We start from the raw sequence: 14,878 nt of genomic DNA on the forward strand, positions 1-14,878 counted from the left end.
CGCGGACGCCAAGACCAAGGGCCGTACCGACCCTGGTGTGGTGTTGTGGCGCCCCACACGCCGGTCGCCTCCGCGTCTGGTCATCTGTTCGATCACTCTGGGCGTGCGCGGTTGCCCTGCCGGTCTTCCAGCGTGGGGCGTGCGAGCAGTTTGTCGATGCTGCGGCGTTCGCGTTTGGTAGGACGCCCCGCGCCCCGAGCCCGGACGGCCACCGCCACGGTCTCCTCGCGCGGAGGGGGCGGAGGGCTCTTGTCGACGTAGCACTCGGCGGCCACGGCGGCGCCGACGCGCTTGGTGATGGCCCGGGAGACGACCACGATGCGTTCGCGTCCATCGTGCCGCAACCGGACCTCGTCCCCGACTCGCAGGGCGTGCGCGGGCTTGACCCGGACCCCGTTGACCCGTACGTGACCGCCCCGGCAGGCGTCGGAGGCGATCGAACGAGTCTTGGTGAGCCGTACCGACCAGATCCAGCTGTCCACTCGCACACTCAGCTGCTCACCTGCCATCCCGACACTGTACTGAGAACGCCGTCCCGCCGACATCAAGCCTGTTCAGGGGCCTCAAAAGGGGCGGCCGAGGATCCCCGCCAGGACGGCTGCCGTGCCCCCGCATTCGAGACCTGACGCCTACGAGAACGGGTCCATGTACGGCCGGTCTCTGACCAGGTCGAAGATGCGACGCAGCCACGGCTGCGGAACCGGTGCCAGCCGCTCCAGCGTGCTGAGGAACACTCGCCCGTCAGGACGGAAAAGAGTGTGCGGCAACAGCGGAGGTGGATCGTCGCGGCGAACGCCGGCAGGCATCCCGCGCGCCGCGGGCATGAGCCGCCGATCGTCGTTGAAGGCCATGTACGTCCACACGTCCGCGGCCAGCGGCACCACCGTTCCCGCGGCACCCGGCCAAACCTCGCCGGTCTGCGGGTGCTTCGGCACCAGGGCGATGTCCGTGATCGTGGGGGACAGGCCTGGCCCGGCCAGGACGAGCTGTCGTTCCGGTGGCCCCGTGGGGAGCAGGCTGTCGATCGCCCGGCGAAACGCCGCAGCGACAGGCCCCTCAGGGACGGCCACTCGCCTGCCGGCCGAGATCACCAGCAGGTGCGCCAGCGCCACCGCGACGGCGACAGGACGCACGGCGTCCGGCTGCAGCCACACCACCTGCCAGAACCCGCAGTCGTCGACGCGGGTCGCCACCGGACAGCCGCACTTCGCGCAGGCCAGGTTGGGCCCGTATTGGCCGTCCCAGCCGCAGCAACATCCGCCCAACCGCTCCGGGATGAAGACGGTCCCGCGGACGTCGCCGGGCGCGATGGCGATCCTGTTCGAGGGGCCCGTGATGCGGTACGTGAGCAGTCGGACGCCATGTTCTTCGGGCTCGGGTTCGAACGGCTGCCAAGGCCGGCCGTTTCCGGGGTCCACCGCGTATGTTCCCGGTCGCAGCAGATGGGCGAGCAGGTCATGGCCGTACTTCTGGCCGGAGTGGTCAGGGAGCGCCACCCGCGCTACCCGCGCGGTCATCACGGCGCCGCACCCCGCACAGGCAAAAACGACCAAGCAGCCTCCTTCACCGCGAAACGACACGATCATGGTGACGCAAATCCTGCCTTGTACGGATTCCCGCCACGGGGAGACCGGCGGCCCTGCCGGGCGTCGCCGTCTCCGACCACGTACGGCAGGGCCGGGGCCGGCGGGTCAGCCGGGCAGTCGGTCGGTCCATTCAGTGCTGATCGTGACGGGCCCGCTGGAGTGCGCGGTGCCTCCGCTGAGCGGCGCCCAGACGGAGGTACTGCGGAGCTGTCCGGTCTCCGGGTCGATGGTGAGTGTTTCCTGACCGTCGAGCACCGGCACCTGGAACCGCCGTCCGCCGTCGGCGTCGCCGAGGTCCTGGACGCCGGGCCGGGCGGCGAGTGCCCGGTAGGCGGCGGCGCGGACCTCGGGTGAGACCGGGGCCTCGCTGACCAGTGACAGGAGGGTTTCCATGGCGGCCCACTCCTGCTGTTCGGCGTTCAGCTTGCCGGCGCTGGTGCGCAGATCGCCGTCCGCGATGGCTGACTTCAGCTTCTCGTACAGGTTGTTCTCGTCGCCGGGGAGCTGCCGTAGCTCCTCGAAAGTCATCCGCAGAGGGCCTATCGCGAACGGCTGAGGCTTGTCGGTGAACTGCTTCAGCTTGCCCTCACCCTTGAGCCCTTCGCCCTTCAGCCAGAACTGACCGTCCTTCTTGTACCAGTACTCCTGCTGCGGCTTGCCCTCCTGGGTGATGGTGATGTGCCAGTACGTCCCTGACCCCTCGGGGGCGCGTTCCGCAGAGGTGGCCGCGACGAGCAGGACGTCTCGCGCACCAGCGGCCGACGGGGAGTTCCCCGCCTGGCCGGGGACGATCACCAGAGCGGCTGCCACTGCCACGGCGGCCAGCCCCAGCACGGGCGCCAGTACGCCGGCGCGCAGCAGCTTGCGGCGGGGCCTGGCAGGCTTCGACTCTTCTTGCAGAGCGGTCATCACGAACTCCTTGAGCAGCTGGTGACGGCCCTCAGGAAGATCCCGTTCCTCCGAGAAGATGTTCATTGGGTGCTCTCCTGCATGGACCGGACCGCGGTGTCGCGGTCGCCATCTATCTGTCGCCGGGTCACGGCGAGTTCCAGCTTTTTCCGAGCCCGGGACAATCGTGATCTGAGCGTCCCGATCGGAATGCCCAGTGCCTCGGCCGCCTCGGCGTAGTCGAGCCCGGCCCCGACGCACAGCAGCAGCACATCCTGTTCATGTCTGCGTAGTCCTCCGATCGCCGTACGCAGCTCGGCCAACCGCTCCTTGTCCGCGATCTGCCCGACCAACTCCTCGGCGAAATCCGGGACGACATCGTTCCGGGGCACCCTGACCATCACCTCCTCGTGACGCCGTCTGGCCCGTCGCAGGTTGCGAGCCACGTTGGTGGCCACCACGAGCAACCACGGCCGCAACGAACCGCCGTCCGGGGCGAGCCGCTGCCGTAGCCGCCACGCCTCCAGGAAGGTCAGCGACACCACGTCGTCGGCCACCGACCAGTCGCCGGTCATCCGGTAGGCGTGGTTGTAGACGGCTTTGGCGTACCGGTCGAAAAGCTCCTCGAACGCGCGTTGATCGCCATCTCGTATGCGGGCGCGCATGTTCACATCCACACACTGCACTGTCCGCGGACGCGGGCGAGTTCCCGATCGGCCGGTTCGGATCGGACCTTGTCGTGATGGAGCGGCTGGACGAGGTGCTGCTGCATCGGCCATGAGCGATGGATGTCCTGGACCTCTCCCGCATGTGGATTCTTCGCAGATCAGGGCGTAAAGGGGGCATACCGGCCCTTCCCTGGTCGAACGTGCATCGGCTTCATCAGCGCCCTGACGTCGTACTCGCCGACCGCGGCCATGACCACGACAGGTGCCGCCACCTGGTCCGCGAGCTGCAGATCCGCCCTCTGTTCGCCTGCCTGGGGAAACACCGTTACGTGGTCGAGCGGACCTTCGCCCTGCTTCATGCGTTCTGACGCCTGCGCATTCGCTGGGGGGTCCACGACGACATCCACGAAGCGTTCCTCACGCAGCTCTAAGCCAAGCTGTACCGAAACCTGTACTCCCGACGTCAGGCGAGACACAAGCTCAGCGCTCTACCTCAGTTAGGCCCTGAGGTGCGGAGACGTGCGGCCGCTCGCGAGCGAAGAGCGCGCCGAGAGCCGCGGCGAGAAGGGGAAGGCCGCCTACGACGCCCATGATGGCCGGCCACGGGGTCTCGAACGACACCCGTACTGGCTCCTACCACGTGGTCCGCATCGTCAGAGGCCACAGCAGCAACATCCCGGCGGGACACCCGACGATGGCGCCGAGGACTGTTCCGCACAGGGCGCTCATACCGGCGCGGGAGGCGCAGAACCACCGAAAGGCCCCGGCCGATCCACTACCGGCCCGCCTCATGACCCGGGCCTGGCGCGAGTTCGCGGCCCTGCCGAAGCCGGACGTCAGCGCGCACACGAGGGCGGCGAGGAACGCCGCCACGGTGATGGGCAGCCACCCGATCGAAGCCTCGAAGCCCCGTTCGACGTAGATGTCCGCGACTGCGTCGTCCAGTCGATCGTCGAGGCGCTGCTGCTCCTGGGCCGTGACTCGATGGAGGGTGGGGTCGACGATCAGCTCGCTCGGTTGGAGCTGATAGCCGAGATCCCGGACGATTTTCGAAGGGACGAAGATCGTCTCCATGTGGGGGGCGGAGGTCCTGGCGACGATCGCTCGGACGGTCTTGCTCGCCGTGGTCTCATCGTTCTTGTCGATCTCGTAGGCGAGGTCCACCGAGTCGACCTTCACGTCGGCCGACGTGATCACCACGGCCGTGCCCTCGTCGTAAGGCGTCGACTGATCGCCCGTGAGGTACCGCAGCAACTTCTCGTCACCGATGGCCTGATCCCAGTAGACGGCCTCCTCTGGCGTCTCGACGTGCTCCGCCGTGGCGCGGAAGAACCAGGATGGGTCTGGAACGGTCTCGCTCTGGGCGATCGGCACGCCGGGCAGTTCCCGCTCCATCGCCGCTCGTACGGTGGCCGCGTCCGCGGCTGAGAAACCCCCCAGGTGCGCAGGGCTTGACTGCACCAACAAGCTGCCGGGCCTCCCTGAGGGAAGGTATTCGGCCCTGCTCTGCGCCGTTTCGCCGACCGCGATGACCGTCAGCGCGAGGCCGAAGGCCGTCACCGTCATCGCCAGCGTGATCGCGAGCACCGCACGGGATCGACGGTGGGCCAGATCGCGGACCGCCAGGCGAAGAGGCAGCGGCAGCCGTTCCGCGAACGGACCGAGGCTCTCCAGCAGCCACGACGGCAGCGGGCCGAGACCGGCGGCGAGCAGAGCCGCGCCGATGAGCGTGATCAGTAGGAAACCGAAGAAATCGATGGCGCCGTAGCGTGAATCTTCACGCGCCAGCCACGCGCCGAGCCCCATCATCCAGAAGCCTACGAACGACGCGAACAATCCTAAGACGACGGCTCTTCGACTCATCACCGCGTGACGGTTGGCCGGGGCGGAAAGCAACGCGGTAGGAATGGCCCCCGCCGCGGTCATCAGAGGAAGGCCCACGAGGATGACGACGATCAGGGCCTCGAAGACGTAGAACTCAAGATCGGAAAGCATGCCGGAATAGTAGTGAGCCGTCACGGCGTCGTATACGCGCGTCCGCCACGCTGGTGCGGCTCCTCCACGAGACCTGGGAACGTCCGCGCAAGTGGCCGGCTCGGCCGACAACGGTATTTCCAGGTAACCGCACCTACTCAAAGGCCGATGTTGTCGGCGGGGTGGCTGCGGTAGTGGTCGACGGCGGCGGCGATGTTGCTCCAGCCGATCAGAGGGCCAGGCCGGACCTGCGGCTGAGAAACCGCAGGCCAGGAGCCTGAAGCCGTTCCAGATGAGTGCCCTCAGGCAGAACTCGCCTTAGGAGTCCGACGGACGACAAGACCACATCATGCCCTCTGCCTGCATCTTTGTAGATAAGGCAGAGCGTGCGACCTTCGACGGAAAGACATCGGAAAGATCGCGGCTGCTGATGTGGTGGCTGTCGCCATCTTGGAATGGCTGGCCCGCTGCTTGAGGGTCTGTCGGGGACTTAAGGCAGGCGCTGTCACGCCGGTGAATCGTTGAGAGGCCATGTCCAACTGGTGGCCGCACGTGAGGCGCACCGGGAACGCCCTGGAGACCCGCCGGCCAGGCGTCAATCCAGATTGCGGCAAGCCCAGACAAGGTTTTCGTGATCACGGACTCCATGAAAGTCCCTGCGGGATGACCCCTGCTTCGCGAAGCTCACGTGGCGAGACGACCCTGGCGAGGGGCGGGCGAAAGCCCTTCTTGGAATATTTCGATATAGCGGATCGACAGGGGGTGCGTTCATAAACCATGGACAGTGAAACTCTGCGGCTGGCGGAGCCAGGCACTGAAGGGGTTGGCCCGCCAGCCGCGCCCGCCAGCCGCGCCCGCCAGCCGCGCCCGCCAGCCGCGCCCGCCAGCCGCGCCCGCCAGCCGCGCCCGCCAGCCGCGCCCGCCGGCTCAGGCGGCAGGAACACTGGCGACGAGCCCGCCGTCCACGACCAGGTCCTGCCCGGTGATGTAGGCAGCCTCGTCAGAGGCCAGGAACGCCACCGCCGCCGCGACGTTGTCGGCGTGACCGAGGGCGCCGAGCGGTACCTCGGCCGAGTTGCGTGCCTCGCTGCCTGGGTCGGGGTTGGCGTCGCGGTACATCTCGGTGTCGATGTAACCCGGGCTGACCGAGTTGACCCGGATGCCGCGCGGCGCGAGGTCGGCGCCCAGCGTCCGGGCGAGATTGTGGACGGCTGCCTTGCTGGCGGAATACACGGAGGCGACGGACAGCCCGCGATACAGCGTCCAGGACGCGTTGATGACGATCGCGCTGCCGTCCCCCATCAGCGGCAGCGCCTTCTGGATGGTGAAGAAGACGCCCTTGAAGTTGACGCCGACGGTGTGGTCGAACTCCGCCTCGGTGATCTCGGCGCTCGGCTTGAACACACCCACGCCGGCGTTCGCGAAGACCGCGTCCAGGCCACCGCGCCAGGTTTCGATCCGCCGCATCAGAAGGTCGAGGTCCGCCGGGGAGGCGACGTCGGCCCGAACCGCGAGCACCCGGCCCGAGCCCGACTCTGGCAGGGCGTCCGTCAAGCGGGCGGCAGCAGTGTCGAGACGGACCTGGTCGCGTCCGGTGATGACGACGTACGCGCCTTCGCCCAGGAGCCTCTGCGCCGTGGCGAAGCCCATGCCGCTGGCCCCGCCGGTGATCAAAACGGTCTTGCTCAGGAATCGGTTCATGCGGCAATCCTCAAGCGGTTCGTCCGTTTCCAGCAGTTCCGGCTGAACCTAGGGCTGGCACCACCACCTTCAGGCGCTCGCCATCAGCTCCGACAGCCGCGCCCCGGTGGCAGTGCCCAGCTGCGGAGTGTGCAGCATCAGCCGGTGTCCTGGCCGGTCGGGCAACGACAGTGACCTGTACTCGAAGATCAGCTCACCCGTCTCCGATGTGCGGACGACCTTGACGCCCTCGGTCGCATTGCCGACCGGATGCTCGGCCCAGATCTCGGCGAAGGCCGGACTCGCGGCGCACATGTCGGCGGCCAGCCTGCCGAATTCCAGGTCGTCCGGGTAGCGGGCCGCGTCGGCGCGGAACTGGCCGACGATCACCCGGGCCGCATCCTCCCAGTGGGTCAGCGAGGAGCGGAAGCGGGCGTTGGTGAAGAAGCTCACCAGGCAGTTGTGGTCGTGGTCCGAATAGCTAAACACCAGCTGCGCGGCGCGATTGACCGCGACCAGGTTCCAGTGCCGGTCGAGGATGTAGGCCGGGGACGGGAGCCAACCGTCGATCAACCGCTGCAACTCCGCGGAGACCGGCTGGTCCGACGGCTCGGCCTGGGGCGGGTTGAGCCCGGCGAGCAGGTACAGATGTTCGCGCTCCGCCGTGTCGAAACGGAGCACCCGCGCGACAGCGTCCAGGACCCCGGCCGACACGTGGATCTCCCGCCCCTGCTCCAGCCAGGTGTACCAGGACACCCCTACCCCCGCGAGCACCGCCACCTCCTCGCGCCGCAGCCCCTTGGCACGGCGACCGGAGCCGGCGGGCATACCGACGTCGTACGGAGTCAACCTGGCCCTGCGCGACCTCAGGAACTCGCGGATCTCGGCACTGCGCCGTTGCCGGGCCTCTACCGGAAGTCGGGAAATATCCGCTCGCTCGTCGTAGGAGCTTCCGAACAGCCCCTCCGTACTACTGACACTGATGGCGAAGTCACCCGCGGGCTCTCTGTGGCAGCGACCGGCGATATACCGGGAAACGGTGGTCACAGTCGCTCGATCACAGTCATACAGCGTCGGCCGTGAGACAAGGCTCTTGACTGGCGTTTTCGCTGATCGAGGGCACGTTGCTCGGCCTCTAAAACTCCAGGTCGACACGTGAATCCAGGCGGATGGTCAGAAGGGTACCGATAGGCGGACATCGGAAATACTGGTCGGCCACGTAATCTCTTGATCTTGCCGTTTCTATCGGAGCTACGGCAGTCCTGCTTTGTGACGGCTGGCCGCCGCGCAGGACGAATTCGATGCCCTCGCCGCTGTGGGGGCGTCCGTACCGTCAGCCCCGGTTGGGTGGTGTTCGAGAGTCACCCGGTCTGATCATCGGATCGGACCAATCGGCGTTCCCAGGCCAGGGCCGCGACCACACCGATGGCATAGGCGACCAGGTCCCATGGGTCGGGGAACGCGCCGACCAGGACACCGCCGATGCCCGGCGGGGTCATGCCGACTATTTGGTAGAACTCGACGGCGGCGGCGATCGCGGCCGTGGCCAGGGTGCGGCGTGCGGCGGTGGTGCGCCACAACAGCCCCAAGAACGCGTAGACCAGCATGGTGGCGACGACGTCGCTCACGTAGCCGCGGATGAACGGTTGTCCCGGGCCCCGGTAGAAGAGGACGAACGCGCCGATGGCGAGGGCGACGCCACCCAGAAGGACCATGGCGCGGCGCATGAGATTGACATCTTCTCCGAATCTCAACGATCAGGACGAACCTGATCATAGAGCTCGTCACCTATGGCGGCATGCTCATTGCGTCAGGTCGGCGACCGCGGTGGAGTGCCATGGCGACGGCATGCCAGCACGCTGGAACGTAGTGACGATTCATCCGTAATGAGACCCGACCAGATGAAACAGGGGGTTACGGTGCGCTCAGCACCGTCTCGATGACCGCGCCATGGCCGATCCAGCCAGGCCTCGGCGCTGCTTGATCTCATCGCCGATGCCCTCATCCCACATCCTCGCCCAGCCACCCCCCGCTCTCGGCTCCGCCCCGGAGCACGATGGTGTCCGGCGTGTGATCCAAATGCCCAGCCACTTCCGTCGGGTAGGTTCCACTTCACTCCGTCGGTACCACCCTGGCCTGTCCGCCCACCCAGACGCCGCATGACCGTCCGCCTGGAAATTCCAAGGCCGCCGCCTGTGGAGTTGGCCCGGTTGGTGGACACCTGATCTCTGCGCGGCTCCAGCCGAACGGTAGCCCGCGAGGGCAATAGGTGAGGCCCGGGGACACTGGGCACACCGGCCACGACGGATGTAACCACCAGACGGCCGCCCCTGTTTCCCGACTGCCGTCCCGAGCGGCGACTCAGGTCCCCGTCAAGATGCTGCGGCGCTCGATCATCAGCGCGTCCCGCCAGAGACCGTGGTGACAGCCGATGCGCTCGCGGGTGCCCACGACGCGGAAGCCGAGCGCCTGGTGCAGGCTCAGGCTTGCGGCGTTCTCCGGGAAGGCACCCGACTGGATCGTCCAGACGCCGGCGTCCACGGCGGCGGCGATGAACGCCGCCAGCAGCGCCCGGCCGATGCCACCACACTTCAACGCCGTGATCTATGCCCTTGATCTGCTGCTTCCCATTGTCGATCTGGGCCAGCAGTTGGCGTTCAACCCAAGAGGAGCGACGCAGTGGCTCTCTTGCGGGCTGGCTGCGGGCGCTGCCCGATCCAGCCGACGCCGACATCAAGGTCACCCGACGAGACCAGCTCGGCGGCCTCCTGCATGGAGTACGCCCAGGTCGCATGAGGAGACACAAAATTCGGCACCCACAGGCAACCGCCGCCCCGCCCGTTCGTGTACGGGCGGGACGGCGCCTTCACAACCGAGGCGCCCAGGATGGCGATCGAAACCGTGACCGAGGACCCGACGTGATCAGGCCAGGGCGATCAACTCGGCGTAGCCGTCGTTCCACAGGTCTTCGACCCCGTCGGGCAGCAGCAGCACCCGGTCCGGCCGAAGCGCTGCGACAGCCTCCTGGTCGTGCGTGACCATCACCACGGCGCCCCGGTACGCGGTCACAGCCGCCAGCACTTCGGCCTTGGAGGCCGGGTCGAGGTTGTTGGTCGGCTCGTCCAGCAGCAGTACGTTGGCCTGGGAGCTGACCAGCCCGGCCAGCGCCAGCCGGGTCTTCTCCCCGCCCGACAGCACCCGGACAGGCTTGTCCACGTCGTCGCCGCTGAACAAGAACGACCCCAGCACCGTCCGGGCCTCGCCGTCGCTCAAGTGCGAGGCGGCGCTGGCCAGGTGCTGTCCGACCGTGTGCGCTGGGTCGAGCGTGTCGTGCTCCTGGGCGAAGTAGCCCAGCCGCAGCCCGTGCCCGTGCACGACCCGTCCCGAGTCGGGCCGCTCGTACCCGGCCAGCAGCCTGAGCAGCGTGGTCTTGCCCGCGCCGTTGAGCCCCAGGACCACGAGCCGGCTGCCCCGGTCGACGGCCAGGTCCACCCCCGCCAGCACCGGCCGCCCGCCGTACGACTTGGCCAGGCTGATCGCGCCGAGTGGCGTGCGGCCGCTGGGCGCGGGCTCGGGCAGCCGGATGCGGGCGACCTTCTCGGCGACGCGGGGCGGGGGAGTCTCGGCGAGCATGCGGTCCGCGCGCCGGGCCATGTCCCTGGCCCGGGTCGCAGTGGCCACGTTGGAGCGCATGCGGCCGGCCTGGGCATGAAGCGCTGCGGCCTTGCGCTCGGCGGTGAACCGCAGGCGCGTCCTGCGACGGTCGTCGGCCTCGCGGTCGGCGAGGTAGGCGTGCCAGCCGGTGTTGCGCGTCTCCAGGGCGGCACCGATGAAGCCGGACGGCGGGGCCTGAACGCCTTTTGGAAGCCGGCCCGTCTATGCGCTGCGGAATTGTCGGCCGCCCAGCGAGTGCACTTTAGAGGGGGACAATCCTAACGACCGATCTGGTCGATTTTGCCCGCGCCAACCCGGCGCTGATCGTGTTCTGCGCCGTGCTCACCGTGCACGCCGTCGGGCCTGGCCGGCGGTTGGCGGGTGCCACACAAGACTGGTGCGACCCCGGCTGACCGTACTGTCGCGGCCCAGCCCCTCCGGCGGCAACGGCCCTCACAGCGCACTGGTGTGGCCATGGTTGTCGTCGTTCCTGGGAGGTGCGGCGGCCACGGGCGTCGACAGGGCTGGCGCACGCGTGTGTGTAGGGTGCGGAATATTGACAGTGCCAAGCGTGGAGTTCGTGTCAGCCGCTTGGCCACCATGGAAGCGCGGCGATGGGGGGTGTGCCTGCGGGAAGTGGGATCTCGTCAAGCTGCGCCAGGACCTGAGTGTCGTCTGGGCCTTGCAGCAGGAAGCGCCGATCTTCGGTAAGAGGGTGCTCAGGTAGCTCGCGCACGGCTTCGATCAGTGCGGCGGCTCGCCTGTGCGGCACCCGTGGGAGGTGTGCCCGCGGCAGCGAATCAGCCAGGATGGTCACGGCCGCCGTGGCGACGTTGACGCCGCGCCGACGGTAATCGGACATCCAGGCGCGGGGCGCCGGATTGTCCAGCAAGGCGACGGTGGTTTCTAACGGCGCCAGCGTGTACTTCATGCGCAGGTGCTTGCGCTTGAGGTGGACGCGCTCCGTTGGGTCCTGCGCAGCTTGGGGGCCAGTGCGGCCGGCGACGACCCCCAGAGGCCATTGGAGGTCGGGGCGGATTCGCCGACGTCCTGGGTCAGGCCTGGGCCAAGCGACGTGCATGATCCTCGAAGAGGAACTCGCGAAAGTTGATGAATTTCTGACCTAGATACGTGAGCGTCTCTTGCACGCTCAACGGTAAGGACATGCTTCAGCTGAATTATCGTATCGGTCGCCGTGCCACCCGTGATGATCTTTCAAACACGCTCTAAGGGTAGATCTATTGCCCTTTCCTGCATCCGGCGGGAATTCTAGCATGGCTGGTGTCCGAGTCAGCGCCCGAGCAGCTCCTCAACGTTGCGATTCGGACGATCTGCAGGTTGCTCAAGGGATCAATCCAGGCGGTTCGCAGCTAGCGTCGCTATCGCGGGCAAAAGAGTGTAACGAAACAATCAGAAATCCTATCTGCTGAGGTTAACGATGCTCCCGCCAAGATTACTCGAGCTCGTCCCAGCTCCATTGTGCAGCGGGACTGCCGTCAGGGCTACGGCCAAATCGGAAGCGCGTTTTGTTGGTTTCCTGCTGCTTTAAGAACAGAAAGAATTGGCCAGCGGGAGGTAGCCGATCAATGATAATTCTGACCTGGTCGGTCATTCCCAGCTCTCGGAGCGCTTCTAGCAACTCTTTCACCCTGGTCGAATCCTCGAGGCAGATGTCAGTGGCGGCGCGATGGGCCAGTGTGAATGCTTGGTTGGTGTCGGACGATTCTTGCAGCTCCTTCAGTAATACGGCCGTTTCTCTCGGATCGACGAGGGAAGCGTGGGTGGCTGCGCGCTGAGCTAGTACGTTGGCGTGTTCGGTCATGCCCAGTTTTCGCAACTCCCTCAGTAGTATGGCTGTTTCTCTCAGGCGGTCGAGGGGAGCGTGGGTGGCTGCGCGCTGAGCTAGTACGTTGGCGTGTTCGGTCATGCCTAGTTTTCGCAGCTCCTTCAATAGTGACGCCACACTATGCAGGTGGTCGAGCGAGGCGCGGGTGGCTGCACGCTGGGCCAGCGCGGTGACTTGGTGGGTCGCGCCCACCTCTCGCAGTGCCCTCAGCAACGCGGTGATGCCCCATACGTCGCCGAGACGGGCATGAGCGGCGGGGTTGCGGGCGATTAGTGCGGTCACGTGGTCGATTGCCTCTGCCTTCTGCAGTGCTTCCAGCAGGGCGGCGACGCCATTCGGGCTGTCGAGGTGGGCATCGGTGGCTAGTGCGATGACTTGGTCAGTCGCGCCCGCCTCTCGCATCGTCTCTAGTAGCACAGGCACGCCATACTGGTGATCGAGCACAATAGGAGTGGCGGCACGCTTGGCCAATGTCAAGGCTTGGTCGATCGCGCTCAGCTTTCGCAGTGCCCTCAACAGTGTGGCCACGGCAAACGTGTCGCCGAGGGGAACGCTGGTGGCGGCGTGCTGAGCCAGTGCGACAACCTGGTCGGTCGCGCCCATGTCTAGCAACTCCTCCATTAGCGTGACTACGTGGATGGGCGAGCCAAGGCCGACACAGGTGGCGGCGCGCTTAGCCAGTGCCAGCGCCTGGTCGGTCGCGCCGAACTCTTGCAGACTCCTCAGGAGGAGGCTCACGCCCAATGGATCGTCGAGGCAAGCGTGAGCAGCGGCATTCTTGGCCAGTAAGGTGAATTGGTCGGTCGCGCCCAGGTCTCGTAGCACTCTTAGGAAGAGGCCCACATGGCCAGGCCAGCCAAGATGAAGAACATGGGTGGCGGCGCGCTTGGCCAGTATGAGTGCTTGGTCGGTCGCGCCCGACTCTTGCAGTATTCGCACCAACCTAGCGACACTGAGCGGGTCGTCGAGACGAACGTGACTGGCGGGGCTCCGGGCGACTAGCGCGGTGACTCCGTCGATCGCGCCCAACTCCCGCAGGGTCATGATCAACTCGACCACGTCGTGGGGAAGATCAAGGGAACCGTGGGTGGCCGCGCGCCTGGCCAGCGCGGCGGCTTGGTCGGTCGCGCCCCACCTTTGCAGTTCCTTCGCCAGACTATACGCGCAGTACGTGTCGTTGGGGGTGGTGATGGCAGCGGCACGCTTCACTAGTTGAGCCGCGTGGCGGGTCAGGCCCCGATCGAGCGCAGCGTTAGCCAAAAGCATCAGGTCAGGAGGAGCCGCATAGCGGAGGAGGGCCTTCCAGAATGCGGCAGGGGGTAGCAAATCACTGCGGATGCGGCGGCCGTGCTGGTCGAGGTAGTCGGCCAGACGATAGCCGGCGATGCCGATGCCGAGCTCCGGCGGTATCGGCTGCAAGGCTTGAATGGCGCCTTTGAGAACGCGGGTGGCGTACTCCCAGCCGCCTGTCCAAGCATCCTCCGCGGCAAGGCGAACACGGTGCTGAGGTGCCAGATAGCCGATGGCGGCCTGCTGGAGCAGATCTCGAGACAGCAGCGGGTTGTGTCCCAAACGGACAGCGTCCATGGCTGCGAGAATCAGCGCTCGGCCGTAAGGGTCTGCGCCCGGGCTCTGATAGTGGGCCAGCAGGTCTGGAACACCGGCCAGATACTGGGTTAACCGTCCAGTCGTACCAGCGTCCTGGGCGGCAGTCAGGGCCTGGTCGAGCATGAAGCCACCGTGACAGCGTGCCCGGTCAAGCTGTTCATCGGTGAAGGCGTCAGGGATGTCGATGACACCGCCACAATCAGGGTTCAGGTGTCGGGGGTCGACGCGTGTCAGGTCGGGCAGGGCACGGAGCAGCGCGTGAGCGGCGCGGACGCTGGCGAGGGCTGCTCGGTCGTGGTCCGCGGCGTTATAGGCGGACCAATGGTGCGGCCACAGCGTGGTGACGGCCACGACGTGGTTGCGTCCGTCCAGCAGTTCAGCCAGGTCGAACAGAGGCATTCCTCCATCAGGGGCATCGACGTAGTGGCGTAGCTCGTTCAGCCACAACACGGTACGGTTGGCGATCCCCTGCTGCAGCAGCCGGCCAAGCGCGGCCGCAGAACGGGGATAGAGCATCGGCCAATGCGGCAGGCGTGCCGCCACCGCCTCGTAAGCGGCGCGGGACTTGCCGGTGGAAGAGCTTCCGCGCAGCACCACCAGCCGGTTGGCGGCTACGGCCGGGTCGAGAAGCGCATCCAGCAACTCGTCATGGTCACGCCGTACGTACGGTGGCAGCAGCCCACCACCGATCGCCCGATGCACTCCCAGTACCACCGGATCCCACCGGCCGATCAAACGGCCCACTCCGGCCGCAGATTCTTGCCTGCTGCTGTGTTGATTCGGCGATAGTCGGCTGCGGGCATGCGCGACGCGGGAGTCGCGGGACTGCTTGGCCTCAGCTAGCAACTCCAGCCACCCCGTCATATCGGCAGGTGCCGTTCTCAGAGTGCAGTTTGCGAGCCTATGCCCGTGATGCCGCAGTGTGATCGTAGGGATTTGTAGCGTTACCGCCGTTGGCGGGTCCGGTCGTGCTG

Annotated in this window: 12 protein-coding genes and 1 pseudogene; all 13 read right to left on the reverse strand. The window is 66.8% G+C overall.

Going from position 1 to position 14,878, the window contains the following annotated elements; translation table 11 throughout:
* Positions 1–92: 92 nt before the first annotated feature.
* Positions 93–509, reverse strand: coding sequence for an RNA-binding S4 domain-containing protein (locus AB0J97_RS49365; protein WP_364103746.1), 417 nt, complete (start codon positions 507–509; stop codon positions 93–95).
* A 120-nt stretch (positions 510–629) separates the two neighbouring features.
* Positions 630–1,586, reverse strand: a complete 957-nt coding sequence (locus tag AB0J97_RS49370; RefSeq protein ID WP_364103749.1) for a hypothetical protein — start codon at positions 1,584–1,586, stop codon at positions 630–632.
* Positions 1,587–1,691: 105 nt separating this feature from the next.
* Complete coding sequence (locus AB0J97_RS49375; protein WP_364103752.1) at positions 1,692–2,561, reverse strand: CU044_5270 family protein; 870 nt, start codon at positions 2,559–2,561, stop codon at positions 1,692–1,694.
* Positions 2,558–3,139: an RNA polymerase sigma factor gene (locus tag AB0J97_RS49380; protein WP_364103773.1), complete on the reverse strand. Its 582-nt coding sequence runs from the start codon at positions 3,137–3,139 to the stop codon at positions 2,558–2,560. The genes AB0J97_RS49375 and AB0J97_RS49380 overlap by 4 nt, the downstream gene beginning before the upstream one ends.
* Positions 3,140–3,300: 161 nt before the next feature.
* The gene (locus AB0J97_RS49385) at positions 3,301–3,549 is read right to left on the reverse strand and encodes a hypothetical protein (protein ID WP_364103755.1); all 249 of its coding nucleotides are present in this window, start codon (positions 3,547–3,549) and stop codon (positions 3,301–3,303) included.
* A gap of 226 nt (positions 3,550–3,775) precedes the next feature.
* Positions 3,776–5,137 carry a hypothetical protein gene (locus AB0J97_RS49390; protein WP_364103758.1) on the reverse strand — a complete coding sequence of 454 codons (1,362 nt, stop codon included), beginning with the start codon at positions 5,135–5,137 and terminating at the stop codon, positions 3,776–3,778.
* 906 nt (positions 5,138–6,043) lie between these two features.
* Positions 6,044–6,817 carry an SDR family oxidoreductase gene (locus tag AB0J97_RS49395; protein ID WP_364103761.1) on the reverse strand — a complete coding sequence of 258 codons (774 nt, stop codon included), beginning with the start codon at positions 6,815–6,817 and terminating at the stop codon, positions 6,044–6,046.
* Positions 6,818–6,886: 69 nt separating this feature from the next.
* Positions 6,887–7,756 (reverse strand): helix-turn-helix transcriptional regulator, encoded by an 870-nt coding sequence (locus tag AB0J97_RS49400; protein WP_364103776.1) that lies wholly within the window; start codon positions 7,754–7,756, stop codon positions 6,887–6,889.
* A 401-nt stretch (positions 7,757–8,157) separates the two neighbouring features.
* Positions 8,158–8,511, reverse strand: a complete 354-nt coding sequence (locus AB0J97_RS49405) for a DUF2809 domain-containing protein (RefSeq protein WP_357696337.1) — start codon at positions 8,509–8,511, stop codon at positions 8,158–8,160.
* Positions 8,512–9,157: 646 nt separating this feature from the next.
* Positions 9,158–9,391 (reverse strand): hypothetical protein, encoded by a 234-nt coding sequence (locus AB0J97_RS49410; RefSeq protein WP_364103764.1) that lies wholly within the window; start codon positions 9,389–9,391, stop codon positions 9,158–9,160.
* 327 nt (positions 9,392–9,718) lie between these two features.
* Positions 9,719–10,621: pseudogene (locus AB0J97_RS49415) on the reverse strand (ATP-binding cassette domain-containing protein); the annotation flags it as partial.
* Positions 10,622–11,033: 412 nt separating this feature from the next.
* Positions 11,034–11,381 (reverse strand): hypothetical protein, encoded by a 348-nt coding sequence (locus tag AB0J97_RS49420; RefSeq protein WP_364103767.1) that lies wholly within the window; start codon positions 11,379–11,381, stop codon positions 11,034–11,036.
* Positions 11,382–11,903: 522 nt separating this feature from the next.
* Positions 11,904–14,648 carry a hypothetical protein gene (locus tag AB0J97_RS49425; protein ID WP_364103770.1) on the reverse strand — a complete coding sequence of 915 codons (2,745 nt, stop codon included), beginning with the start codon at positions 14,646–14,648 and terminating at the stop codon, positions 11,904–11,906.
* Positions 14,649–14,878 lie beyond the last annotated feature (230 nt).

It is taken from the genome of Nonomuraea sp. NPDC049607, assembly GCF_040675375.1.
Taxonomy (GTDB): Bacteria; Actinomycetota; Actinomycetes; order Streptosporangiales; family Streptosporangiaceae; genus Nonomuraea.